Origin of the sequence: Streptomyces sp. YGL11-2, assembly GCF_050054615.1 — a bacterium.
Taxonomy (GTDB): Bacteria; Actinomycetota; Actinomycetes; order Streptomycetales; family Streptomycetaceae; genus Streptomyces.
In genome coordinates, this window is record NZ_JBNHIN010000003.1 from 307,623 (window position 1) to 332,080 (window position 24,458).

Consider the following 24,458-nt stretch of genomic DNA (forward strand, 5'->3'; position numbering starts at 1 on the left):
GCGCGCGGTCGGCAAGGGGTGGGTGACATGGACTATCCGGAGAACTATCCGGGGAACTTTCCGGCGCCGGGGGACTTCCCGGACCAGGGGATTCCGCAGCTGGCCTGGCCGGCGAACGAACTCGAAGAGGTGCTGGCCGCATCGGTCGGGCATCCGGAGGCGGGCGGCCGGATCGTCGAGGTGCTGGGCCGCAGCCGGGTGTGGGTGCCGCTGCCCAAGGGCGGTGGCCCGGACAGTGCGGGCTTCGGGGCGGCCGGCCTCGATGTGCCGACCGTGGAGATCGGCGGGGCCGCGTACGTCCCGGTCTTCAGCTCCGAGCAGGAGTTCATGAAGGTCGTGGGAGCGCATCTGGGCTTCACCGTCGCGCCCGCCCGGGAGTTCGCCCGCGGGCTGCCGCCGCTGGTGGGCATCGCGGTCAACCCCGACGGCACGGTCGGGGTCCCGCTGCCGCCGCCCGCGGTGGCCGAACTGTGCCGCGCCGCGCGCGCGGAGCAGGCCGGCGGTCTGCCGAGCGGCGCCCGGGTGCGGCTCTTCGAACCGGACTGGCAGGACGAGCCGGTGGACTTCCTCGCCGCGGCCGGACTGGAGTTCTCCGGTGCCGGAATTGTCGTGACTGCCCGGCGTGCCCTGGCAAGTGTCGAGGGCGACACGCCCGCGCTGTTCGTCGGCGTGCAACTCGACGTGCCCGCCGAGCGGCTGCACGACGGCAGCGCCCGCGAGGCGGCGCTGGCGGCCCTGGGACGTGCGCTCGGTGCGGTGCCGGTGCCCTGGCCCGTCCAGCTCGTCCTGCTCGACATCGCCCAGGGGGATCCGGTCGCCGACTGGATGCTGGAGCGCGTGCGGCCCTTCTATGCACGGGACCACTCGTAAGCTGGTTGGATGACGGGCGGGCGCACCCTCACGTGCCCTGCTGACAGAAGGGACGGGACCACGTGAGCGCGGGTGCGCATCAGGGAGCCGCGGCGGCCGGCCAGGTCGAGCAGATGCTGCAACAGGTCTCGCCCGGCCGCTACGACGCCTACGAGGCGCTGTTGCACGCGCTCGCCCAGAGCCAGGTCTGGATGCTCCTCTGGCACGGCCGCGCCGGGATGCCCGACGCCCAGTACGGGAACATGGAGGTCGACGGGCTGGGCTACGCCCCCTGCGTGACCTCCGCCGCCGAACTCGCCGCCTCCGGCTGGAACCGCGACCACGAGCTGGTCACCGGCACGGAGATCGCCGCCTCCCTCTTCCCCGACCGCTGGGGGCTGTGGCTGAACCCGCACGCGCCCGGCGGCGGCGTCGGCGTGCCCTGGCTCGACCTGCGGCGGATCGCCGGCGGTCTCGACCGGCTGCCCGCCGGTCCGCTACGGATCTCCGAACCGGCCGTCGACATCCCGCAGTTCTACGCCCTGCTCGCCCAGAACGCCCATCGGACGCCCGCTGTGCGGTCGTTGCGCCGGGCTTGGGTGCAACCCGCCCTCGGTGCCCCGTATCTGGCGATCGGGCTGGATCTGTACGACACCGGCCAGCTGTCGGTGGATTCGGTGCGGTTGATGATCCAGCAGTCGATGGGCGCCGTTCCGGACGGTCTGCCCGTTTCGACCGTCGCGATGAACGACGAGTTCGACCCGGTCGGCATGTGGATGCGGGCCTGTGCGCGCCCCTTCTTCGACCGTGACGGCTATGCGCAGCCGCCCGCTCCCGGACCGACCTACGGTTACGGATACCCGCGTCCCTACTGACGCCGGCGGGCCTTCCCGGCGCCGTGGCGGGCTGCCGTACTTGGCCTGAATTCCCCCTGTCCGCACGGCAGTTGGCCCCCTTTCGGACCCCCTTTCGGGCCCCCTTGCGGTCCGGTCAGCCCGCACCGTTGTTCGTATAACGGAAGCTCGTGGGCCAGATCACAGTTGTGCATCCATTCCCTGCGGGGGCTGGTGAGTGATCGCCGGTCGGATGAAGACTCCGGCGGCACAGGGCCTCGGTCCTTTGTACGAGGCCACTTCCGCACGGCAACACAGCACCTCTGATCTACCGCACCACCTCTGATCTTCCGTTGAGTGAACGCCCCTGACGCCATGACGAGTTGGCGGCAGGGGAAGCGTCAGTGATGGGAATCCGGGCCGCTACCGCGGCGGGCACCGGCCGGCCACCGCCGGCCGAGAGGGGTCAAGGGCACCGTGACCACACCGATCGAGACCACCGGGGCGGCTGCGCAGGCGCAGCCGGAAGCGGTGCTGGAGGGCGTGGAGAGCAAGCGGATCGAGGGTCGCTCGCTCGGCCAGATCGCCTGGCTGCGCTTCCGCCGCGACAAGGTCGCCGTGGCCGGTGCCATCGTTGTCGTCCTGCTCGTCCTGGCCGCCGCGCTCTCCCGCCCCCTCCAGGCGCTTTTCGGACTCGACCCGAATCTGCCGCACCCGGACCTGATCGACCCCAACACCACGCTCCCCAAAGGGGACTTCGGCGGGATAAGCGGCGACCACCTGCTGGGGGTGGACCCCAAGTTCGGCCGCGATCTGCTCGCCCGGATCCTGGAGGGCTCCTGGGTGTCGCTGCTGGTGGCGTTCGGCGCGACGCTGCTGTCGGTCGCCCTCGGCAGCGTGCTCGGTGTCGTCGCCGGCTTCTACCGGGGCCGGGTGGACGCGCTCATCAGCCGGATGATGGACGTCTTCCTCGCCTTCCCGCTGCTGCTGTTCGCCATCGCGATCTCCGCCTCGCTCCAGGGCGGTGCGTTCGGCCTGCAGGGGCTGCCGCTGCACATCTCGGTGCTGATCTTCGTGATCGGTTTCTTCAACTGGCCGTACATGGGCCGGATCGTGCGCGCGCAGACGCTGTCGCTGCGCGAACGGGAATTCGTCTCGGCCGCCCGCGGCCTGGGCGCGCGCGGGCCGTTCATCCTCTTCCGGGAACTGCTGCCCAACCTCGTGGGGCCGATCATCGTCTACTCGACGCTGCTGATCCCCTCCAACATCCTCTTCGAGGCGGCGCTGAGCTTCCTGGGTGTCGGCATCCAGCCACCCCAGTCCTCCTGGGGCGGCACGCTCACCCAGGCGGTCAAGTACTACGAGGTCGACCCCCAGTACATGATCGTCCCCGGCCTCGCCATCTTCGTCACCGTGCTCGCCTTCAACCTGCTCGGTGACGGGCTGAGGGACGCACTCGACCCGCGCAGCCGCTGACGGCCACCGGGCGCCCGAACTGCACCACCGCCGTTTCGTAAGGACGTTTCACGACGAACGAAGGGGATATCGACCACTATGCGAAGGTCAGTTCCGGTCGCTGCTGTCGCGGCCCTCACCAGTGCGGGCCTTTTGCTGGCCGGCTGCAGCGGAAAGGGTTCCTCGGCCGGCTCGGCCGAGGTCAACGCCGCCACCAAGAGCGTCGTCAACGCCTCGGACGAGAAGGGGGGCACGGTCACCTACGCGATGAGCGACGCCCCCGAGTCCTTCGACCCGGGTAACACCTACTACGCCTTCGTCTACAACTTCAGCCGCCTCTACGCCCGCCCCCTCACCACCTTCAAGCCGGGCCCCGGCACCAAGGGCGAGGAACTGGCCCCGGACCTCGCCGAGTCGATGGGCAAGCCCAGCGACGGCGGCAAGACCTGGACGTACAAGATCCGCAAGGGCGTCAAGTACGAGGACGGTACGACGGTCACCTCCCAGGACGTCAAGTACGCCGTGGAGCGCAGCAACTTCGCGCGCGACGTCCTCTCGCTGGGCCCGAACTACTTCCAGCAGTTCCTCGTGGACAACGACGGCGGCTACAAGGGGCCGTACAAGGACAAGTCCAAGGAGGGGCTCAAGTCCATCGAGACCCCTGACCCGCAGACCATCGTCTTCCACCTCAAGCAGCCGTTCGCCGAGTTCGACTACCTGGTGAGCGCCCCGCAGACCGCGCCGGTCCCGCAGGCCAAGGACAAGGGCGCGGACTACACCAAGAGCGTCGTCTCCTCCGGCTCGTACAAGTTCGAGAACTACCAGGAGGGCAAGCAGCTCACCCTGGTCCGCAACCCGAACTGGTCGGCGCGGACCGACCCGCTGCGCAAGCAGCTGCCGGACAAGATCGTGCTCAACCTGAAGGTCGCCCAGTCGACCATCGACAAGGACCTCCAGTCCGGAAACACCCTGGTCGACATGGCCGGCCGCGGGGTCGACGGCCAGACCCAGGCCCAGCTCCTGACCGACCCGAAGCTGAAGGCCAACACCGACAACGCGCTCGGCCAGCGCCTCGTCTACGCGGCGCTCAACACCAAGGTGGCGCCGTTCGACAACGTCGAGTGCCGCAAAGCCGTCGAGTACGCCATCGACAAGAAGGCGGTGCAGACCGCGCTCGGCGGCCCGATCCGCGGTGAGATCGCCTCCACGGTCCTGCCGACGGACATCGCCGGCTACCAGAAGTACGACCTGTACCCGCAGAAGTACAGCGGCGACAACCTGGACCTGACCGAGGCCAAGCAGCACTGGGCCAAGTGCGGTGCGGGCAACGTCAACACCACGATCCTGGCCCGCAACGACCGCCAGGACGAGGTCGACGCGGCCACCTCGGTCATCGGCTCGCTGAAGAAGATCGGCGTCAACGCCAGGATCCAGTCGTACCCGACCAGCAAGTACTTCTCGGACTACGCCGGTGTCCCGGCGTTCAACAAGTCCAACAACGTCGGCCTGATCATGATGCAGTGGGGCGCCGACTTCCCGACCGGATACGGCTACCTCCAGCAGATCCTCAACGGCAAGGCGATCAGCCAGTCCGGCAACTCCAACCTGTCCCAGCTGGACGATCCCGAGATCAACAACCTGCTCAACAACGCGATCGCCAACACCGACAAGGGCGCCCGCGAGAAGGCGTACGCCGATATCGACAAAAAGGCGATGGAGCAGGCGGCGATCGTCCCGCTGACCTACTTCAAGGTCCTGATGTACCGCTCGCCCAAGGCCACCAACATGATGTCCACCTCGGCCTTCAGCGGTGAGTACGACTACCTCAACATCGGCGTCAAGAAGTAGCAGCCCTGGAAGGCAGGTGAAGGCATTGGTGTCCGCGGGCCGGTCGCGCCCGGCCCGGGGGGGGGAAGGGGGGCCCCCCCCCCCCCTCCCCCCCCCCCCCCCCCCCCCCCCCCCCTGCGCCGGCGCCGCATCCCCGTGTTCTCGTACATCATCCGCAGGTTGATCAGCGCAGTGATCCTGCTGCTGATCGTCAGCGCGGTCACTTTCGGCATCTTCTTCCTGCTGCCGAAACTGGCCGGGCAGAGCACCGACCAGCTCGCCCAGCAGTACATCGGAAAGGCCCCCACCACCGCGGACATCGCCGCGGTGAAGAAGAACCTCGGGCTGGACAAGCCGGTGTACGAGCAGTACTGGGAATTCCTCAAGGGCATCTTCGTCGGCGTCGACTACAAATTCGGACCGGACGCGGCCAAGTGCCATGTGCCGTGCTTCGGTTACTCCTTCAAGACGCACATCGAGGTCTGGCCGGAAATCCAGTCCCGGCTCCCGGTGACGGTGTCGCTGGCCGCCGGCGCCGCGGTGCTGTGGCTGGTCTCCGGCGTCGCCACCGGAGTGCTCTCCGCGCTCCGCCCCGGCTCGGTCTTCGACCGGATGGCGATGGGCGTGGCGCTGGCCGGTGTCTCGCTCCCGATGTTCTTCACCGGTGCGCTGGCGCTGGCCCTGTTCACCTACCAGTGGCCGATCTTCGAGCGCAGCGACTACGTACCGCTGCTTCAGGACCCCTTCCTGTGGGCCCGGACGCTGGTCCTGCCGTGGGTCACCCTGGCCTTCCTCTACTCCGCGCTCTACGCCCGGCTCACCCGGGCGGGCATGCTGGAGACGCTGAGCGAGGACTACATCCGCACCGCCCGCGCCAAGGGCCTGCGGGAGCGCAAGGTGGTCCTGCGGCACGGGCTCCGGGCCGCGCTCACCCCGATCATCACCGTCTTCGGCATGGACCTGGGCCTGCTGCTGGGCGGTGCCCTGATCACCGAACAGGTCTTCTCGCTCAAGGGAGTCGGCGCCTTCGCGGTCGACTCGATCAACGCCAACGACCTGCCGAACATCCTCGGCGTCACCCTGCTCGCCGCGTTCTTCATCGTCATATGCAACCTGGTGGTGGACGTTCTGTACGCCGCCGTCGACCCGCGGGTGAGGCTCACGTGACCGACGCTTCCGAGAACACGACCGGCACGGCCGAAGAGGCCGGGGAAGCCGGGAAGGCCGGGGAGGCAGCGCCTGCCGGGCTTGCCGGGCCCGCCGGGCCCCCCGGGCCCACCGCCTTCCTCGAAGTCCGCGACCTGAAGGTGCACTTCCCCACCGACGACGGTCTTGTGAAGTCCGTCGACGGCCTGACCTTCAGCCTGGAGAAGGGCAGGACGCTCGGCATCGTCGGCGAGTCCGGCTCCGGCAAGTCGGTGACCTCGCTCGCCGTCATGGGGCTGCACCGCGCCTCCCGGCGGCAGCGCGGCAAGGTCCGGATGTCCGGCGAGATCTGGCTGGGCGGCAGGGAGCTGGTCTCCGCCGACCCCGACGAGGTGCGCCGGCTGCGGGGCCGCGAGATGGCGATGATCTTCCAGGACCCGCTGTCCGCGCTGCACCCCTTCTACACGGTCGGCAACCAGATCGTGGAGGCGTACCGCGTCCACCACGACGTCGACCGGAAGACCGCGCGCAGGCGGGCCGTCGAGATGCTCGACCGGGTCGGCATCCCGCAGCCGGACAAGCGCGTCGACGACCATCCGCACCAGTTCTCCGGCGGGATGCGCCAGCGCGCCATGATCGCCATGGCGCTGGTCAACAACCCCGAGCTGCTGATCGCCGACGAGCCGACCACCGCCCTGGACGTCACCGTCCAGGCGCAGATCCTCGACCTGATCCGCGACCTGCAGAAGGAGTTCGGCTCGGCGGTCGTCCTCATCACCCACGACCTGGGCGTGGTGGCCGAACTCGCCGACGACCTGCTGGTGATGTACGGCGGCCGGTGCGTGGAGCGGGGCCCGTCGGAGAAGGTCTTCTCAACCCCGCAGCACCCCTACACCTGGGGCCTGCTCGGCTCCATGCCACGGATCGACCGCGACCAGACGGACCGGCTGATCCCCGTCAAGGGCTCGCCGCCCAGCCTGATCAACGTGCCGTCCGGCTGTGCCTTCAACCCCCGTTGCCCGTACGCGGACGTCCCCGCGGACAACGCCACCCGCACGGTGCGCCCCGAACTGCGGCAGGTCGCCGGCCGGCACTTCTCCGCGTGCCACATGGCGCAGGAGGAGCGGGAGCGTATCTGGACCGAAGAGATTGCGCCGAAGCTGTGACCGAGACGAGCGAGACCACTCCGAGCACCGAGACCACTCCGACCACCGAGACGACTCGGACCACTCCGACGACCGGGGCCACACGGACGACTGAGGCAATCGGGAACCCGACCCAGGACGGCCCGCTGCTGAGGGTGCGCGGCCTGGTCCGGCACTTCCCGATCACCAAGGGGCTCCTCAAGCGCACGGCCGGCGCCGTCCAGGCGGTCGACGGCATCGACTTCGACGTGCTGCCGGGGGAGACGCTGGGGGTCGTCGGCGAGTCCGGCTGCGGCAAGTCGACGATGGGCCGGCTGATCACCCGCCTCGACGAACCGACCGGCGGCACCATCGAGTTCGCGGGCCGGGACATCACCCATCTGTCCCCGGGCCGGCTCCGGCCGCTGCGCCGCGACGTCCAGATGATCTTCCAGGACCCGTACGGCTCGCTGAACCCGCGGCACACCATCGGCGGCATCGTCTCCACCCCCTTCCGCCTCCAGGGCGTCGAGCCCGAGGGCGGGGTGAAGAAGGAGGTGCAGCGGCTGCTGGAGCTGGTGGGCCTGAGCCCGGAGCACTACAACCGCTATCCGCACGAGTTCTCCGGCGGTCAGCGGCAGCGCATCGGGATCGCCCGGGCGCTGGCCCTCAAGCCGAAGCTGGTGGTCGCCGACGAGCCGGTCTCGGCCCTGGACGTCTCCATCCAGGCCCAGGTCGTCAACCTCATGGACGACCTCCAGGAGGAGCTGGGCCTGACCTACGTCATCATCGCCCACGACCTCTCCGTCATCCGGCACGTCTCGGACCGGATCGCGGTGATGTACCTCGGCAAGATCGTCGAACTCGCCGACCGTGCGTCCCTGTACGCGTCGCCGCGGCACCCGTACACCAGGGCGCTGCTGTCCGCGGTCCCGGTGCCCGACCCCCGGCGGCGCACCGAACGCGACCGGATCCTGCTGAAGGGCGACGTCCCCTCGCCGATCGACCCGCCCTCCGGCTGCCGGTTCCGCACCCGCTGCTGGAAGGCGACGAAGGAGTGCGCCACCACCGAGCCGCCGCTGGTCGAGCTGCGCACCGGGCACCGGGTGGCCTGTCACCATCCCGAGGGCGAAGGTGCCAACTCGGCCACGATGACCGAAAGTTCGGCCGGTAATGTCGCAACAGATCAGTAACTACTGACGACTTGGCAAAGTCGCTGGTGAAGTCCGGCGGGAGAGTGCAGAGTTGGCACGGTTGTTCTAATCGCATCCGTGTGCTGAAGGGACGGCTCATGGCACTCTCCCGCTCTGCGCGTCGCACCTCCCGCTGGCTCGCCCTGGCGACCGCGGTGGCCTCGGCCGCCACCATCGCCGCCGCCCCGGGCGCCACCCCCGGCGCCCCCGGGGTCGGTGACCCCTATTTCCCCAAGATGGGCAACGGCGGCTTCACGCCCCTCCACTACGACCTCGGCGTCAGCTACCACCCCGACTCGGGCCGGCTCGACGGCCGGACCACGCTGACCGCCAGAGCCACCCAGAACCTCTCGACGTTCGACCTGGACCTCCAGAAGCTGACCGTCGACTCGATCCGGGTGAACGGCCGCCGGGCCCACTTCCACCGGAATGGCGACAAGATCGTCATCCGCCCCGAGGCCCCGCTCTCCCGCAGCGCCCGCTTCGCCGTCACCGTCGTCTACCACGGCGTCCCGCAGCCGCTCAGCGGCCCGATCGTCTTCGGCTCCAAGTACGGCTGGATGAAGACCAAGACCGGCGTCTTCGTCGCCTGCGAGCCGAACGCGGCCTCGACGTGGTTCCCCTCCAGTGATCACCCCAGCGAGAAGGCCACCTACGACATCCACATCGACGCCCCGAAGGGTCTGACCGGCGTCTCCAACGGGCGGCTCATCAGCTCCGGCGAGTCGCACGGCCGCTCCTGGTCCCACTGGCGCGAGAGCCGCCCGATGGCGACGTACCTGGCGACCGCCACCATCGGCAAGTTCGACACCCGGACCGGCACCACCCCCGGCGGCACCCCGATCTACGTCGCCGTCGACCCGACCCTCCCCACCGGCAAGGTCGACGTCTACGGCATCACCGCGGAGGCCACCGACTACTGGTCCAAGATCTTCGGCCCGTATCCCTTCGAGGAGACCGGCGCAATCGTCGACGACATGCCGGAGGCCGGCTTCTCCCTGGAGGTGCAGTCCAAGCCGGTCTACTCGGCGGTGCGCAACGAGACCACGATCGTCCACGAGCTGGCCCACCAGTGGTTCGGCGACTCGGTCTCGGTCAAGCAGTGGAAGGACATCTGGCTCAACGAGGGCTTCGCCACGTACGCCCAGTGGCTGTGGGCCGAGCACCGCGGCACCACGACCGCCCACGACGCCTTCCGCAAGGCGTACAACTCCCTGCCCGCGAACGACCCGCTCTGGAAGATCAAGGTCTCCGATCCGCAGCGGGACACCATGTTCTCCGACGCGGTCTACGAGCGGGGCGCGATGACCCTGCAGGCGCTGCGCGAACGCATCGGCGACAAGGCGTTCTTCAAGCTGCTGCCGACCTGGACCGCGCAGCACCGCTACGGCAACGCGAACACCGCCCAGTTCGTCGCGCTCGCCGAGAAGGTCTCCGGCCAGCGGCTGGGCGACCTGTTCCACACCTGGCTCGACACCCCGGGCCGGCCGGCCCTGCCGGGGAACTGACCGCTCACCCGGCCACCCGGCCGCGCGGCTACGCGCCGTCCCCGGGCTCCTCGGGCTCCTTCGCCCCCCGGGCGCGCAGCTGCTGCGGCCGGGGCAGATGCAGCCCGAGGTAGACCGCGCCCATCCGCAGTCCGAACACCACCCCCGCCGAGACCGCCGCGGCGGGGGTGGCCCCGACTCCGAGGCGGTCCAGCAGCAGATAGCAGCAGCCGCCGGCCAGCGCCGCGATGGCGTAGACGTCCTCGCGCAGCAGCAGCGGCGGGAACTCCCCGCACAGCACGTCCCGGATGACCTCGCCGGCCACCCCGGTCAGCACCGCCAGGATGATCACCGCGAGCGGGGTGGCCCCCGCCGTGATCGCCGCCCGCGCCCCGATCACCGTGACGACGGACAGTCCGATCGCGTCCGCGACCAGCAGCGACTTCCGCGGCAGCGACCAGAACCGCAGATAGACGATGGTGCCGACGCCGACGCAGATGATGACTGTGAGCAGTACCCAGTCGTGCGTCCAGTACAGGGGCCGCCGGTCCAGGATCAGGTCGCGCAGCGTGCCGCCGGAGATGGACGCGGCGAACGCCAGCACCAGCCCGCCGAACGGATCCATGTTCGCGCGGTAGGCGGCCAGCACACCGCTCGCCGCGAAGGCCGCGACGCCTATCAGGTAGAGCACATGAAGCATGCCGCCATCATTACAGCCGCGGAACGCACGGCTCCGCGGGTGGTCAGTAGGTGGACGCCGGCGGTCGGTCGGCGGCCCGCAGGGGCCCGCAGGCGGTCCTTGAAATTGACACTACCGGTCGGTAATAAACCGGTGTACGGTGCCGCCATGGCAACGGCGACCGTAGGAAACAGTGAGTTCGACCGCGACACCGCGGTCGTCCGGCGCGCCACCGGCGCCTACGACACCCACCTCTCCGCGGGCTGGACGATCATCAACGCGGTCAACGGCGGCTACCTCCTCGCCCTCATGGGCCGGGCCCTGGGCGACACCCTCCCGCATCCCGACCCGCTCACGGTCACCGCGCACTACCTCACCGCCTCCGTCCCCGGCCCGGCCGTCATCCGCACCGAAGTGGTCCGCACCGGCCGCACGCTGTCCACCGGCACCGCCTCCCTCGTGCAGTTCGCCGAGGACGGCACCGAGGTCGAGCGGCTGCGCGTGCTCGCCGCGTACGGGGACCTTACGACCCTCCCCGACGACGTCCGCACCACCGCCAAGCCCCCGGCCATCCCGCCGTACGAGCACTGCCTGGGCGCCGAGAGCGCCCCCGGCGAGCGCCCGGCCATCCCCGGCAGCACCGCGATCGCCGGCCGGCTCGACCTCCGCCTCGACCCGGCCACCGCGGGCTGGGCGGTCGGCGCCCCCTCGGGCAAGGGTGAGATGCGCGCCTGGTTCGGCCTCGCCGACGGCCGCGACCCCGACCCGCTCTCGCTGCTCCTGACGGTCGACGCCCTCCCGCCCACCGCCTTCGACATGGGCCTGATCGGCTGGGTCCCCACTGTCGAACTCACCACCCACATACGCCACCGCCCGGCCCCCGGCCCGCTGCGGGTCGCCATCACCACCCGCAATCTGGCCGGCGGCTTCCTGGAGGAGGACGCCGAGGTCTGGGACTCCGAGGACCGGCTCGTCGCCCAGTCCCGCCAGTTGGCCCGCACGGTCCTGATCGACTAGTCCGGGGAGGGGCGGGGCGCTCCGAGGAACTCCCGCAGGGCCACCGCCAGTTCGGCCGGCGCGTCCTCGTGGACCAGATGGCCCGCCCCCTCGATCACCCGCAGCTCGGCCCCGGGGATACGGGAGGCCAGCTCGTGCCCCTTGGCGACCGGGATCCAGGTGTCCTCGGCGCCCCAGCAGACCAGCACCGGCACCGTGATCTCCCCGTACCGCCCGGCCACCTCGTCCGTGAACCGCTGGTCGTTCTGCGCGATCTGCCGGTAGAACGCCGGCCGGCCCGCCTCCGTGCACCACGGCTCGACCAGCCGGTCCAGCACGTCCGGGCGCAGACCCCGATGGCCGGCGGAGGAGACGTACTCCCGCACCAGCGCCCGGTGGAGCTCCGGCGGCAGCTGCCCGAACACCTCGGAGCGCGCCCCCAGCAGCCGGTACGTGGGGGACCCCCAGGGAGCCAGCGCCACCGGGTCGACCAGTGCCAGCCGCTCGTACCGCGCCCTGTGCAGCAGCTGCGCCCGCAGTGCGACGCACCCACCGAAGTCGTGTGCCACCACGGCCGGTTGGCCGCCCGGGGCGGTCATGCCCCAGTGCTCCAGCAGCTCCCCGAACACCACCGCCTGCGCCGCGAGCGAGACGTCCTGCCCGGCCCGCATCTCCGACGCCCCGTACCCCGGCATGTCCCACACATGGACCCGCCGCCGCCCGGCCAGCGCCCGCGCCACGTCCCGCCACACGAACGACGAGAACGGTGTCCCGTGCAGCAGCACCACCGGCGGCGCGTCCCCGCCGCCCTCCCCGAGCACGGCCCAACGCACCTCGCCCGACGAACTGCGAAACGTACGGTCCAGAAGCCAGCGTGTCATGAGTGTCAGGCTAGACACTCCTTACCGGGGTGTCGAGGGGTGGTTCACTCGCGCTCCAGACCGGGACGAGCGCGTACTTCGTCATGGGGTACCCCGTGGACGGTGCCGGTCGCCTGCCGGGCCCGGTATGCGGCGAGCGCGAGGGCGTCCTCGATGTCCACCGGTCCTGCGGGTTGATCGGTACCGCGGCGGGCTGGCCGCGAGGGGTGAGGGTGATGCGCTCGCGGGCGAGTGCGGCCCGGCGGACGAGGGCGCCGAGGTGTGCTCGGGCCCGGGACATCGTGGAGGTGTCAGTCATGTAGCGCACCGTGCCCGTCCGTCTCCGGGCGTGCAGCGGCGTGCGCCGTGCGGTATGCGCCCCCGCGCGGGGCGTGCGCCGGGGGTGGGCTCGTAGAATCGGCCCACCATGGTTTACCTCGACCACGCCGCCACCACTCCGATGCTTCCGGAGGCGGTCCAGGCGATGACCGCCCAGCTGACCGTCACCGGAAACGCCTCCTCCCTGCACGCCGCCGGCCGACGGGCCCGGCGCACCGTCGAAGAGGCCCGGGAATCGCTCGCCGCCTCCCTGGGCGCGCGCCCCAGCGAAGTCGTCTTCACCGCGGGCGGCACCGAGGCCGACAACCTTGCGGTCAAGGGGCTTTACTGGTCCCGCAGAGCCGCCGACCCGGCCCGTACCCGGGTCCTCGTCAGCCGCGTCGAGCACCACGCCGTCCTGGACGCCGTCGAATGGCTCGGCGAGCACGAGGGCGCCACCGTCGACTGGCTGCCGGTCGACCGCTACGGCCGGGTGCACGCCGACGTGCTGCGCGAGGCCGTCGCCCGCAACCCCGACGATGTCGCGCTGGCCACCGTCATGTGGGCCAACAACGAGATCGGCACCGTCCAGCCGGTCCGTGAACTGGCCGAGGTGGCAGGGGAGTTCGGAATCCCGTTGCACGCCGACGCGGTGCAGGCGGTGGGTCAGCTGGACGTCGACTTCGCCGCCTCCGGGCTGGCCGCGATGACCGTCTCCGGCCACAAGATCGGCGGCCCGTACGGCATCGGCGCGCTGCTGCTGGGCCGCGAACACGCCCCGGTGCCCGTCCTGCACGGCGGCGGCCAGGAGCGGCACGTCCGCTCCGGCACCCTCGACACCCCGGCCATCGCCGCGTTCGCCGTCGCCGGGCGGCACGCGGTCGCGCACCGCGAGGAGTTCGCCCGCGAGATCGGCGCCCTGCGCGACGACCTGATCAAGGCCGTACGCGCCGCCGCCCCGGACGCGGTCCTGGGCGGCGACCCGGACCCCGCGGGCCGGCTCCCCGCCAACGCGCACTTCACCTTCCCCGGCTGCGAGGGGGACTCGCTGCTGCTCCTGCTGGACGCCCAGGGCATCGCCTGCTCCACCGGATCGGCGTGCACCGCGGGCGTCGCACAGCCCAGCCATGTGCTCCTCGCCACCGGTATGTCCCAGGACCTCGCCCGCGGCACCCTGCGCTTCTCGCTGGGGCACACCTCCACCGCCCAGGACGTCGCCGCCCTCGCGGCGGCCATCGGCCCGGTGGTGGAGCGGGCGCGGGGCGCGGGGCTCAGCTAGGGCATTTCCGAGAGGTCAGGCCCCGGCCCCGGCGGCCGGTGGCGTGGCCTCGGGCGTCTTCGCGGGCGGCGTGCGCAGCTCGGCGTGGACCAGCTGCAGATAGCGGTCCCAGTCCCAGTGGGGGCCGGGGTCCGTGTGGTCCGTCCCCGGTACCTCGACGTGGCCGATGACGTGCTCCCGGTCGGCGGGGAAGCCGTACCGCCGGCAGATCCCGGCCGTCAGCCGCGCCGACGCCGCGTACAGGGGGCCGGTGAAGGACTCCGGCCGGTCCACGAAGCCCTCGTGCTCGATCCCGACGCTGCGCTCGTTGTAGGCGCGGTTCCCGGCGTGGAACGCCACGTCCAGCTCCCGGACCGCCTGCGCCACGTGCCCGTCCCGGCGGACGACGTAGTGCGCCGACGCCTCGTGGAAGGGGTCCCGGAAGACCTTCAGGGCGGTCGCGAAGCCGCCCTGGACGACATGGATCACCACGCGGTCGACCGCGTAGTCGTCGGGGCGGTTGGCCCGGCGGTAGTTCGCCGGGGACGCCGCCACCCTCCCCCAAGTTCTCGACTTCGCTCGAACAGGGAGGGACCCCCATGGCGCCGGGGAAGTCGACCTCCCCCTCCTTGCGCGGCCTGCCGTTCCCCGGCAGCCGCCACCACCAGTACGCCAGCTCCTCCCGGGCCGCCACCGCCGCCCCCGCGGCCACCACGGCGCCGCCGCCGAGCAGCAGGGCCCGGCGCCGGGTGAGCCCGGACCGCCGGCGAGGCCGGTCGACGGACCCCTCCGCGGAGCCGTCCGTCCCTCCCCCCGATCGCTCCGCCGCGCCGCCCCCGGCCTGCCGCCCGTCCCGTGTCCCGTCCGTTTCCCCCATGCCCCGCACAACGCTTTCCGGCCGCTCTCCGGTTCCGTCTACTCTGGAGTGGTTATGACTGATGCCGCCGCTCCCCGCCGCCTCCGCGTACTCGCCGCCATGTCCGGCGGTGTCGACTCCGCCGTCGCCGCAGCCCGCGCCGCCGAGGCGGGCCACGACGTGACCGGCGTCCATCTCGCGCTGTCCGAGAACCCGAAGTCGTTCCGCACCGGCGCCCGCGGCTGCTGCACGATCGAGGACTCCCACGACGCCCGCCGCGCCGCCGACGTGATCGGCATCCCCTTCTACGTCTGGGACCTCGCCGAGCGCTTCCGCGAGGACGTCGTCGAGGACTTCTTCGCCGAGTACGAGGCCGGCCGCACCCCGAATCCCTGCCTCCGCTGCAACGAGAAGATCAAGTTCGCCGCCCTCCTGGACAAGGCCCTCGCCCTGGGCTTCGGCGCGGTGTGCACCGGCCACTACGCCACGGTCGTGGTGCGCGAGGACGGCGGCCGCGAGCTGCACCGCGCCTCCGACATGGCCAAGGACCAGTCCTACGTCCTCGGCGTCCTCGACGACCGCCAGCTGGCGCACGCGATGTTCCCTCTGGGCGACACCCGCACCACCAAGGCGGAGATCCGCGAAGAGGCCGCCCGCCGCGGCCTGTTCGTCGCCAAGAAGCCCGACAGCCACGACATCTGCTTCATCGCCGACGGTGACACCCAGGGCTTCCTCGCCAAGCGCCTGGGCACGGCCGAGGGTGACATCGTCGACGAGTCGGGCACGGTCGTCGGCACGCACGAGGGCGCGTACGGCTTCACCATCGGCCAGCGCAAGGGCCTGCGTATCGGCCGCCCGGCCCCCGACGGCAAGCCCCGCTACGTCCTCGACATCTCCCCGGTGGACAACACGGTCACCGTCGGCCCCGCCGCCTCCCTCGACGTCACCGCCCTCACCGCCATCCGCCCCCGCTGGTGCGGACGCCCGCCGACGGCCGGCCCCGCCACGTACACCGCGCAGCTGCGCGCGCACGGCGGCGAGACCGAGGTGAGTGCCGAGCTCGTCGACGGCACCGAGCTGCGGGTCGCCTTCACGGAGCCGGTGCGCGGTGTCGCTCCCGGCCAGGCGATCGTGCTCTACGACGGCACCCGGGTGGTCGGCTCGGCGACGATCGCCACGACCGACCGCCGGACGGCGGCGGAGGCGGGCCGGTCGGCCTGACCGCCGGACGCCGGCGGGCAGCGCCGGCGGGCCGCCGGTACTGACAAATGTCATGGCGTTCCAGGGACAGTTGAGACTGCCGCCGGGGCGGCGCGGTACCCGAAGCTGATGAGGCAAAGGAACGGCGCACAGTCGCAGTTCACAGCCCAGCTCGGGGGAGTCCGCCATGCGTCAGAGTCAATCCGCCGTCGACCCGGCCGCCGGGAAGTCCGCCGTCCGGCGGCCCGGTGACCAACAGCCCGCCGGGAACCAGCTGCTGGCGGCGTTCGGCCCGCTGATCCTGGACGCCGGGTTCCCGCTGGGCCTGTACTACGCCCTCAGCAGCGGCGCCGGGATGAGCGATGTGGCCGCCCTGGGATGGAGCAGCGTGGTCCCGGCGCTGCGCACGGTCTGGGGCCTGGTCCGCGGCCGGAGCGTCAACGGTCTGGCGCTGCTGATCCTGGCGGTCAACGCGGTGGGGCTGGCGCTGAGCACGGTGGCGGGCGATCCGCGGCTGATGATGGCCAAGGACAGCGGCGTCAGCAGCGTGGTCGGGATAGCGGTGCTGCTCTCGCTGCGGACCAGGCGGCCGTTGATGACCGCCGGCCTCAAGCCCTGGGTGACCAAGGGCAGTCCGGCGGGGGAGGCCGCCTGGGACCGGCTGCTGGCCACCTCGGAGCCCTTCCGGCGGGCGGAGCGGCGGTTCTCGCTGATCTGGGGGTGCGCGCTGCTGGCCGAGTGCGTCATCAGGGTGGTCGGCGCCTACACCCTGCCGGTGCACGTCATGGTCTGGCTGGGCACCGTGCTGGCCATCGTGGCCGTCCTGTTCGCCATGGTGGTGGCGGGCGCGGCCGGCGCCCACCCCCTGGAGCAGATGGTCGGCGCCGAGGTGGCGCGGGACGAGGCGGTGCGCCGTGCCGAGGCCGCCGGGACCCGGGTCGCCGAGCCGGTCGCCGCGGCGGACTGAGCCGGGCCGTCCCGCCCGCCGCGCGCCGCCGGGGGTGCGGCCGCCCAGGATTCCGGAGTACGGGGGTCCTCGAAGTCCCGGGCGGCGGCACCCACCCGGAGGGCCAGGTGAAGCAAGGGAGGTAACGGGCCATACCGGGCGGAGGAGTTGGGAAAGTTCTTGCAGGATTGGCGTGTCGGGCACCCCGCGGTCGATGCGGCGTGCCCGCGGCCAATAAGGTCGGCGGTGCGACGGGACGTCAGAGGCCCGCGCCGGCGGTTCGACGGTGATCCGGCGGTATGCGGCTTTCGTCGGCCACGAAGGGAACGCGAGTCATGTCGACTGTTCAATCTGAGGTCAGGTCCGGCGCGCGCGCCGCCGGGACGGCATCCCTGCACGCCGAGTTGGTCCGCCGGAACCCCGGCGAGCCCGAGTTCCACCAAGCCGCCCTTGAGGTCCTGGAGACGCTGGCGCCCGTGCTGGCGGCCCGTCCGGAGTTCGTCGACGCGAGGATCCTGGAGCGGATCTGCGAGCCGGAGCGGCAGATCATGTTCCGGGTGCCGTGGCAGGACGATTCCGGGACGATCCGGGTCAACCGCGGCTTCCGGGTGGAGTTCAACAGCGCCCTCGGCCCGTACAAGGGCGGGCTGCGCTTCCACTCGTCCGTGAATCTGGGGATCGTGAAGTTCCTCGGCTTCGAGCAGATCTTCAAGAACGCGCTGACCGGCCTGAACATCGGCGGCGGCAAGGGCGGCAGCGACTTCGACCCGCACGGCAGGTCGGACGCCGAAGTCATGCGCTTCTGCCAGTCGTTCATGACCGAGCTGCACCGCCACCTCGGCGAGCACACGGACGTGCCGGCCGGCGACATCGGCGTCGGCGGCCGGGAGATCGGCTACCTCTTCGGCCAGTACCGCCGCATCACCAACCGCTGGGAGGCCGGCGTCCTCACCGGCAAGGGCCTGGCATGGGGCGGCTCCAGGGCCCGTACGGAGGCCACCGGCTACGGCAACGTGCTCTTCACCCAGGAGATGCTCAAGCAGCGCGGCGAGGAGCTGGACGGGCAGCAGGTGGTGGTCTCCGGGTCCGGCAACGTCGCGATCTACACCATCGAGAAGGCCCAGGCGCTCGGCGCCCACGTCCTGACCGTCTCGGACTCCGGCGGCTATGTCGTCGACGAGAAGGGCATCGACTTGGCGCTGCTCAAGCAGGTCAAGGAGGTCGAGCGCGGCCGGGTCGGCGACTACGCGCAGCGCCGCGGGGGGTCCGCCAAGTACGTCGAGGGCGGCCGCGTCTGGGACGTCGCCTGCGACGTGGCGCTGCCGTCGGCCACGCAGAACGAGCTGGACGCGGACGCCGCGCGGATCCTGGTCCGCGGCGGCGTCAAGGCGGTCTCCGAGGGCGCCAACATGCCCACCACCCCGGAGGCCGTGGCGCTCCTCAAGGAGGCCGGTGTGGCCTTCGGTCCGGGCAAGGCCGCCAACGCGGGCGGGGTGGCGACCAGCGCGCTGGAGATGCGCCAGAACTCGGCCCGCGAGGCGTGGCCGTTCGCGCGCACGGAGGGTGAACTGGCCGCGATCATGCGGGGGATCCACGACACCTGCCACCAGACCGCCGAGCGCTTCGGGCTGCCCGGCGACTACGTGGCGGGCGCGAACATCGCCGGCTTCGAGCGGGTCGCGGACGCCATGCTGGACCAGGGCCTGATCTGATCCGGCGGCCCCGCCCCACGAGTGCCCCGCGCCCGCCCCGGGCGCGGGGCACTGCCGTTCCCGGGGGCGGGGCCGCGCGCACCGCCCCCGGATTAGCTGTCGCGACCCGGAGTTCGAACGGTCTCCAGAACTTTCCAGCCCCGGGAACCGCCGCTAACAACGGATTAGGGTGACCGCATGAACATCTGCGTCTTCTGTTCCGCCGCCGACCTCGACGACCGTTATGTCACCCCCGCCCGGCAGTTCGCCACACTGATCGGAAAGGGCGGTCATGCCCTGGTATGGGGTGGTTCGGACACCGGGCTGATGAAGGTCATGGCCGACGGCGTGCAGGAGGCCGGCGGGAAGCTGATCGGCGTCTCCGTGGAGTTCCTGGCCCACAAGGCGCGCGCCGGCGCGGATGAGATGGTCGTCACCAAGGACCTCGCCGAGCGGAAGGCGCAGCTGCTGGCGCGCGCCGACGCCGTCGTCGTCATGGTGGGCGGTACGGGCACCCTGGACGAGGCCACCGAGATCCTGGAGCTGCGCAAGCACGGGATGCACCGCAAGCCGGTCGTCCTGCTCAACACCGCCGGTTTCTACGACGGGTTGAAGGAGCAGCTCCGGCGGATGGAGGTGGAGGGGTTCCTGCCGCTTCCCCTCACCGACCTGGTGTTCTTCGCGGACGACGGGGCCGCTGCGCTGGCCTACCTGGAGGAGCGGGCCGGCGCCGGGGCGTGATCCCGTGCGCCCCCCGTGCGGCTCGCGCCCTCGTTAGGATCGGCCCCATGGGAACGCACTTGATCACGGGCGCAGGGTCGGGCATCGGAGCGGCGGTCGCGCAGCGGCTGCTGGCGCGCGGTGAGGAGCTGTGGCTGCTGGCGCGGGACGCCGTACGGGCGAAGGAGCTGGCCGACCGGTTCCCCGGGGCGCACGCCATCGTCGGTGACCTCTCCCGCCCCGAGAAGCTGTCCTTCGCCCTCGGGCAGCAGCCGCTGCCGGACCGCATCGACTCGCTCCAGCACATCGCGGGCGTCATCGAACTGGGCGCCGTCGGCGACCTGCCGGTCAAGGCGTGGCAGCGCCAGCTCGCCGCCAACCTGGTCGCGCCCGCCGAGCTGACCCGGCTGCTGCTGCCGCTGGTACGGATCGCCAAGGGCGACGTCGTCTTCGTCAACTCCGGTGCCGGGCTGGACGCGCACGCCAACTGGAGCGCCTACGCGGCGAGCAAGCACGGCCTCAAGGCGCTGGCCGACTCGCTGCGCGCCGAGGAGCACGGCAACGGCGTGCGGGTGACGTCGGTCTACCCGGGGCGCACGGCGACGCCCATGCAGGAGAGCACCCACCGCCAGGAGGGCAAGGAGTACGACCCGTCCCGCTGGATCGACCCGGAGTCGGTCGCGACGGCGATCCTCACGGCGATCGATCTGCCGCGCGACGCCGAGCTGAAGGACGTGGTGGTCCGGCCGGGGCGGTGAGCCCGGGGCCCTGACCGGAGGCGCAAAGGGGACGGCTGCCCTGCGGGGACGGCCGTCCCCTTTCGCTTCCGCGGCGGCGGCCGTGGGACGGCTGGGTGTCCGTGGCCGGGCCTGAACGGAGCGGGGCGGACGCGGGGAACGTGCCGCGGAGGACGTCCGGCAAGGGGCGGGGGGGGGGGGGGGGGGGGGGGGGGGGGGGGGGGGGGGGGGGGGGGGGGGGGGGGGGGGGGGGGGGGGGGGGGGGGGGGGGGGGGGGGGGGGGGGGGGGGGGGGGGGGGGGGGGGGGGGGGGGGGGGGGGGGGGGGGGGGGGGGGGGGGGGGGGGGGGGGGGGGGGGGGGGGGGGGGGGGGGGGGGGGGGGGGGGGGGGGGGGGGGGGGGGGGGGGGGGGGGGGGGGGGGGGGGGGGGGGGGGGGGGGGGGGGGGGGGGGGGGGGGGGGGGGGGGGGGGGGGGGGGGGGGGGGGGGGGGGGGGGGGGGGGGGGGGGGGGGGGGGGGGGGGGGGGGGGGGGGGGGGGGGGGGGGGGGGGGGGGGGGGGGGGGGGGGGGGGGGGGGGGGGGGGGGGGGGGGGGGGGGGGGGGGGGGGGGGGGGGGGGGGGGGGGGGGGGGGGGGGGGGGGGGGGGGGGGGGGGGGGGGGGGGGGGGGGGGGGGGGGGGGGGGGGGGGGGGGGGGGGGGGGGGGGGGGGGGGGGGGGGGGGGGGGGGGGGGGGGGGGGGGGGGGGGGGGGGGGGGGGGGGGGGGGGGGGGGGGGGGGGGGGGGGGGGGGGGGGGGGGGGGGGGGGGGGGGGGGGGGGGGGGTTGGGGGGGGGGTGGGTGGGGGGGGGGGTTCGTCTTCCTTCTTCCCCCCCCCCCCCCCCCCCCCGCCGCATACCCTTCCTGGGTGAGCGAGAACAGCACGCACAAGTGGGCCGCGGGCGCGGCGACCGGGATCGGGTCGATGCCGGGCGGTGACGCGCGGGAAGCGGCGCGGACCGTCACCGGGTCCCTGGAGGACTTTCCCCACCTGCCGGAGCTCCCTGCCCGGGGGCCGGGCGCCGACATGATCGGCCGGACCCTGGGGATGCTGGTCGAGCTCTACGCCCATGTGGAGCCCAGCGGCTGGCGGATCAGCGACCGGCCGGGCCGCGACACCCGCCGGGCCCGCGCCTGGCTCGGCGAAGACCTGGACGCCCTGGAGGAGTTCACCCAGGGGTACGAGGGGCCGCTGAAGGTCTCCGCGGTCGGCCCGTGGACGCTGGCCGCCTCCCTGGAGCTGCGCAACGGCGAGGCCGCCCTCGGCGACCCCGGCGCCCGCCGGGACCTGGTGGCATCCCTGGCGGAGGGGCTGCGCGGCCATCTCGCGGACGTCCGGCGGCGGGTGCCGGGCGCCGAGGTCGTGCTCCAGCTCGACGAGCCGTCGCTGACCGCGGTGCTCCAGGGCCGGGTGCGGACCGCCAGCGGCTACCGCACCCACCGGGCCGTGGACCGGGCGGACGTCGAGAGCGCGCTGCGCGAGCTCGTCGGGGCCGCGGACGGCGGTCCGGTCGTCGTCCACTCCTGCGCGCCGCAGGTGCCGTTCGGGCTGCTGCGGCGGGCCGGCGCGGCGGGCGTCTCGTTCGATTTCGGGCTGCTCACCGAGCGTGAGGAGGAGGCGATCGGAGAGGCGGTCGAGGGCGGTACGGCGCTGTTCGCGGGCGTGGTGCCGGGCGTGGACGGCCGATTGTCAGACCCTGCCGGTAGCGTCATGGGTGTCAGGACGCTGTGGCGCAGGCTGGGGCTGGCACCGGGGACCCTCGCGGAGTCCGTGGTGGTCACCCCCGCGTGCGGGCTTGCGGGCGCTTCGCCCGCATATGCCCGTTCGGTGCTCGCCCACTGCGTCCGGGCGGCGAGGTCGCTCGCGGACAACCCAGAGTGACCGGTCTCAAGGACACGGGAGGACATGACGGTGGCTGGCGAACAGCACGCAGCGGTATCCAAGGTGCCCGCAGCGGCGCGGGAGAAGCACGCGCAGCTCGCTGAGCAGATCGAGGAGCACCGCTTCCGGTATTACGTGAAGGATGCCCCGGTCATCAGCGACGCGGAGTTCGACAGGCTGCTGCGCTCCCTGGAGGCGCTGGAGGACGAGCATCCGGAGCTGCGCACCCCGGATTCCCCGACCCAGAAGGTCGCCGGCGCGTACGCCACGGAGTTCACCGAGGTCGCGCACCGCGAGCGGATGCTCTCGCTGGACAACGCCTTCGACAACGACGAGTTGGCGGCCTGGGCCGAGCGGATCGCCGGGGAGCTGGGCGGCGATCCGCGCAGTGCCGGCTACCACTTCCTGTGCGAGCTCAAGGTCGACGGCCTCGCGGTCAACCTCACCTACGAGCACGGCCGGCTGACCCGCGCCGCCACCCGCGGCGACGGCCGCACCGGCGAGGACATCACGCCCAACGTCCGCACGATCGCCGAGATCCCGCACCGCCTCACGGGCGACCGGGTCCCCGACGTGGTCGAGATCCGCGGCGAGGTCTACTTCCCGATGGAGAAGTTCCTGGAGCTCAACGAGCGCCTTGTCGCCGACGGGAAGCCGCCGTTCGCCAACCCCCGCAACGCCGCGGCCGGTTCGCTGCGCCAGAAGGACCCCAAGGTCACCGCGAGCCGCCCGCTCCACATGGTCGTGCACGGCCTCGGCGCCCGCGACGGCCTGGAGATCGACCGGCTCTCGGAGGCGTACGCCCTGCTGGAGGAGTGGGGCCTGCCCACCGCCGCGCACAACCGCGTCGTCGACTCGCTCGCCGCGGTGCGGGAGTTCATCGACCACTACGGCGACCCCGAAACCCGCCGCACGGCCGTGGCGCACGAGATCGACGGGGTCGTCGTCAAGCTGGACGAGATCCGGCTCCAGGGGCGGCTGGGCGCGACCTCACGGGCACCGCGCTGGGCGATCGCCTGGAAGTACCCGCCGGAGGAGGTCAACACCAAGCTGGTGGACATCCGCGTCGGCGTCGGCCGCACGGGCCGGGTCACTCCGTACGCGGTCGTCGCACCGGTCACGGTCGCCGGCTCCGAGGTGGAGTTCGCCACCCTGCACAACCAGGACGTGGTCAAGGCCAAGGGCGTGCTCATCGGGGACACCGTCGTGATCCGCAAGGCCGGCGACGTGATCCCGGAGATCCTGGGACCGGTCGTCGACCTGCGGGACGGCACCGAGCGGGAGTTCGTGATGCCGGCCGGGTGCCCCGAGTGCGGGACGGCGCTCCAGCCCGCCAAGGAGGGCGACATCGACCTCCGTTGCCCCAACGCCCGTGCCTGCCCCGCCCAGATCCGCGAGCGGCTGTTCTACCTGGCCGGCCGCAAGTGCCTGGACATCGAGAACTTCGGCTATGTCGCGGCCACCGCCCTCAGCCAGCCGCTGGAGCCCGCCGAGCCGCCGCTGAAGGACGAGGGCGGGCTCTTCGACCTCTCCATCGAGGAGCTGCTGCCCATCAAGTCGTATGTCCTCGACCCCGATTCGGGCCTGCCCAAGCGCGACCCGAAGACCGGCGAGGAGAAGGTCGTGACCTTCTTCGCCAACCAGAAGGGCGAGCCGAAGAAGAACGCTCTCGCCATGCTGGAGAACATCCAGGCCGCCAAGGAGCGCCCGCTGGCCCGGATCCTCACCGGCCTGTCCATCCGGCACGTGGGCCCGGTCGCGGCGCAGGCGCTGGCCCGGGAGTTCCGCTCGATCGACCGCATCCGGGACGCCAGCGAGGAGGAACTCGCCGCCGTGGACGGCGTCGGCGGGACCATCGCCGCCTCGCTCAAGCAGTGGTTCGCCGAGGACTGGCACAGGGACATCATCGAGCGCTGGCGGGCCGCCGGCGTCCGTATGGAGGAGGAACAGGCCGGTGACGAGGGCCCGCGCCCGCTGGAAGGCGTCACCGTCGTCGTAACGGGCACACTTCAGTCACACACCAGAGATGGCGCGAAAGAGGCCCTACAAGCTCTTGGTGCGAAGGTGACCGGATCCGTTTCGAAGAAGACCGGATTCGTGGTGGTGGGTGACAACCCGGGTTCGAAGTACGACAAAGCCATGCAGCTGAAGGTCCCTGTGTTGGACGATGATGGCTTCGCTGTGCTGCTGGAGCAGGGTCCCGAGGCGGCACGAGCGGTAGCTGTCACTCCACCTGAGGAGGAGTGAGGTGTCACCCTATCGGCGCATACCAGATGGATCTGGGAGGCCGGGTCGCATTCGGGCAACCGCTGCCGATCGCTGCCCGCGATGGCCTTCCGCGGCCTACTGTTGACGTGTGCGCCTGCCGT

General features: G+C 72.1%; 20 protein-coding genes and 1 pseudogene. 17 read left to right on the plus strand and 4 right to left on the minus strand.

The features are described 5' to 3' along the window. Positions 1-27 precede the first annotated feature (27 nt). The 8 genes from ACO1BR_RS05995 to ACO1BR_RS06030 all read left to right on the plus strand — a co-directional run bounded on the left by ACO1BR_RS05995 (position 28) and on the right by ACO1BR_RS06030 (position 9,935). The gene (locus ACO1BR_RS05995; RefSeq protein WP_426793944.1) at positions 28-870 is read left to right on the plus strand and encodes an enhanced serine sensitivity protein SseB; all 843 of its coding nucleotides are present in this window, start codon (positions 28-30) and stop codon (positions 868-870) included. A gap of 62 nt (positions 871-932) precedes the next feature. Beyond that, positions 933-1,724 (plus strand): enhanced serine sensitivity protein SseB C-terminal domain-containing protein, encoded by a 792-nt coding sequence (locus ACO1BR_RS06000; protein WP_426793945.1) that lies wholly within the window; start codon positions 933-935, stop codon positions 1,722-1,724. Positions 1,725-2,159: 435 nt separating this feature from the next. After that, complete coding sequence (locus tag ACO1BR_RS06005; RefSeq protein ID WP_426793946.1) at positions 2,160-3,158, plus strand: ABC transporter permease; 999 nt, start codon at positions 2,160-2,162, stop codon at positions 3,156-3,158. A gap of 78 nt (positions 3,159-3,236) precedes the next feature. After that, positions 3,237-4,985 (plus strand): ABC transporter substrate-binding protein, encoded by a 1,749-nt coding sequence (locus tag ACO1BR_RS06010; protein ID WP_426793947.1) that lies wholly within the window; start codon positions 3,237-3,239, stop codon positions 4,983-4,985. Between the two features lie 135 nt (positions 4,986-5,120). Next, positions 5,121-6,131 (plus strand): ABC transporter permease, encoded by a 1,011-nt coding sequence (locus ACO1BR_RS06015; protein ID WP_159507964.1) that lies wholly within the window; start codon positions 5,121-5,123, stop codon positions 6,129-6,131. Further along, a complete protein-coding gene (locus ACO1BR_RS06020; RefSeq protein WP_426793948.1) occupies positions 6,128-7,276 on the plus strand; it encodes an ABC transporter ATP-binding protein in 1,149 nt (382 codons plus the stop codon). Before ACO1BR_RS06015 ends, ACO1BR_RS06020 begins: the two co-directional genes overlap by 4 nt. Positions 7,277-7,374: 98 nt before the next feature. Then, a complete protein-coding gene (locus tag ACO1BR_RS06025; RefSeq protein WP_426794012.1) occupies positions 7,375-8,427 on the plus strand; it encodes an ABC transporter ATP-binding protein in 1,053 nt (350 codons plus the stop codon). A 98-nt stretch (positions 8,428-8,525) separates the two neighbouring features. After that, positions 8,526-9,935: a M1 family metallopeptidase gene (locus tag ACO1BR_RS06030; protein ID WP_426793949.1), complete on the plus strand. Its 1,410-nt coding sequence runs from the start codon at positions 8,526-8,528 to the stop codon at positions 9,933-9,935. A gap of 28 nt (positions 9,936-9,963) precedes the next feature. Here the strand turns inward: ACO1BR_RS06030 and ACO1BR_RS06035 are convergent, their stop codons facing one another. Continuing rightward, a complete protein-coding gene (locus ACO1BR_RS06035; protein WP_426793950.1) occupies positions 9,964-10,614 on the minus strand; it encodes a trimeric intracellular cation channel family protein in 651 nt (216 codons plus the stop codon). A gap of 147 nt (positions 10,615-10,761) precedes the next feature. Here ACO1BR_RS06035 and ACO1BR_RS06040 point away from each other — a divergent pair, with 147 nt between their 5' ends. Further along, complete coding sequence (locus ACO1BR_RS06040) at positions 10,762-11,610, plus strand: thioesterase family protein (RefSeq protein ID WP_426793951.1); 849 nt, start codon at positions 10,762-10,764, stop codon at positions 11,608-11,610. Here ACO1BR_RS06040 and ACO1BR_RS06045 read toward each other — a convergent pair. After that, complete coding sequence (locus ACO1BR_RS06045) at positions 11,607-12,470, minus strand: alpha/beta fold hydrolase (RefSeq protein WP_426793952.1); 864 nt, start codon at positions 12,468-12,470, stop codon at positions 11,607-11,609. The genes ACO1BR_RS06040 and ACO1BR_RS06045 overlap by 4 nt on opposite strands. 10 nt (positions 12,471-12,480) lie before the next feature. Then, the gene (locus tag ACO1BR_RS06050) at positions 12,481-12,768 is read right to left on the minus strand and encodes a hypothetical protein (protein WP_426793953.1); all 288 of its coding nucleotides are present in this window, start codon (positions 12,766-12,768) and stop codon (positions 12,481-12,483) included. Positions 12,769-12,876: 108 nt separating this feature from the next. Between ACO1BR_RS06050 and ACO1BR_RS06055 the strand changes: the two genes are divergently transcribed. After that, the gene (locus tag ACO1BR_RS06055) at positions 12,877-14,046 is read left to right on the plus strand and encodes a cysteine desulfurase family protein (RefSeq protein WP_426793954.1); all 1,170 of its coding nucleotides are present in this window, start codon (positions 12,877-12,879) and stop codon (positions 14,044-14,046) included. Between the two features lie 15 nt (positions 14,047-14,061). On the opposite strand, the pseudogene ACO1BR_RS06060 reads toward ACO1BR_RS06055, so the two are convergent. After that, positions 14,062-14,902 (minus strand): annotated as a pseudogene (locus ACO1BR_RS06060) (N-acetylmuramoyl-L-alanine amidase). A gap of 54 nt (positions 14,903-14,956) precedes the next feature. Here ACO1BR_RS06060 and mnmA point away from each other — a divergent pair. From mnmA to ligA, 7 genes are all read left to right on the plus strand, one after another. Continuing rightward, positions 14,957-16,102: a tRNA 2-thiouridine(34) synthase MnmA gene (mnmA, locus tag ACO1BR_RS06065; RefSeq protein WP_426793955.1), complete on the plus strand. Its 1,146-nt coding sequence runs from the start codon at positions 14,957-14,959 to the stop codon at positions 16,100-16,102. A gap of 166 nt (positions 16,103-16,268) precedes the next feature. Next, positions 16,269-17,048 (plus strand): VC0807 family protein, encoded by a 780-nt coding sequence (locus tag ACO1BR_RS06070; RefSeq protein ID WP_426793956.1) that lies wholly within the window; start codon positions 16,269-16,271, stop codon positions 17,046-17,048. A gap of 314 nt (positions 17,049-17,362) precedes the next feature. Next, a complete protein-coding gene (gene gdhA, locus ACO1BR_RS06075) occupies positions 17,363-18,739 on the plus strand; it encodes an NADP-specific glutamate dehydrogenase (RefSeq protein WP_426793957.1) in 1,377 nt (458 codons plus the stop codon). A 177-nt stretch (positions 18,740-18,916) separates the two neighbouring features. After that, complete coding sequence (locus ACO1BR_RS06080) at positions 18,917-19,459, plus strand: TIGR00730 family Rossman fold protein (RefSeq protein ID WP_426793958.1); 543 nt, start codon at positions 18,917-18,919, stop codon at positions 19,457-19,459. A gap of 47 nt (positions 19,460-19,506) precedes the next feature. Next, positions 19,507-20,196 carry an SDR family oxidoreductase gene (locus ACO1BR_RS06085; protein ID WP_426793959.1) on the plus strand — a complete coding sequence of 230 codons (690 nt, stop codon included), beginning with the start codon at positions 19,507-19,509 and terminating at the stop codon, positions 20,194-20,196. Positions 20,197-21,075: 879 nt separating this feature from the next. Then, positions 21,076-22,089: a methionine synthase gene (locus ACO1BR_RS06090; RefSeq protein ID WP_426793960.1), complete on the plus strand. Its 1,014-nt coding sequence runs from the start codon at positions 21,076-21,078 to the stop codon at positions 22,087-22,089. A 30-nt stretch (positions 22,090-22,119) separates the two neighbouring features. After that, positions 22,120-24,336, plus strand: a complete 2,217-nt coding sequence (ligA, locus tag ACO1BR_RS06095; protein ID WP_426794013.1) for an NAD-dependent DNA ligase LigA — start codon at positions 22,120-22,122, stop codon at positions 24,334-24,336. Positions 24,337-24,458 lie beyond the last annotated feature (122 nt).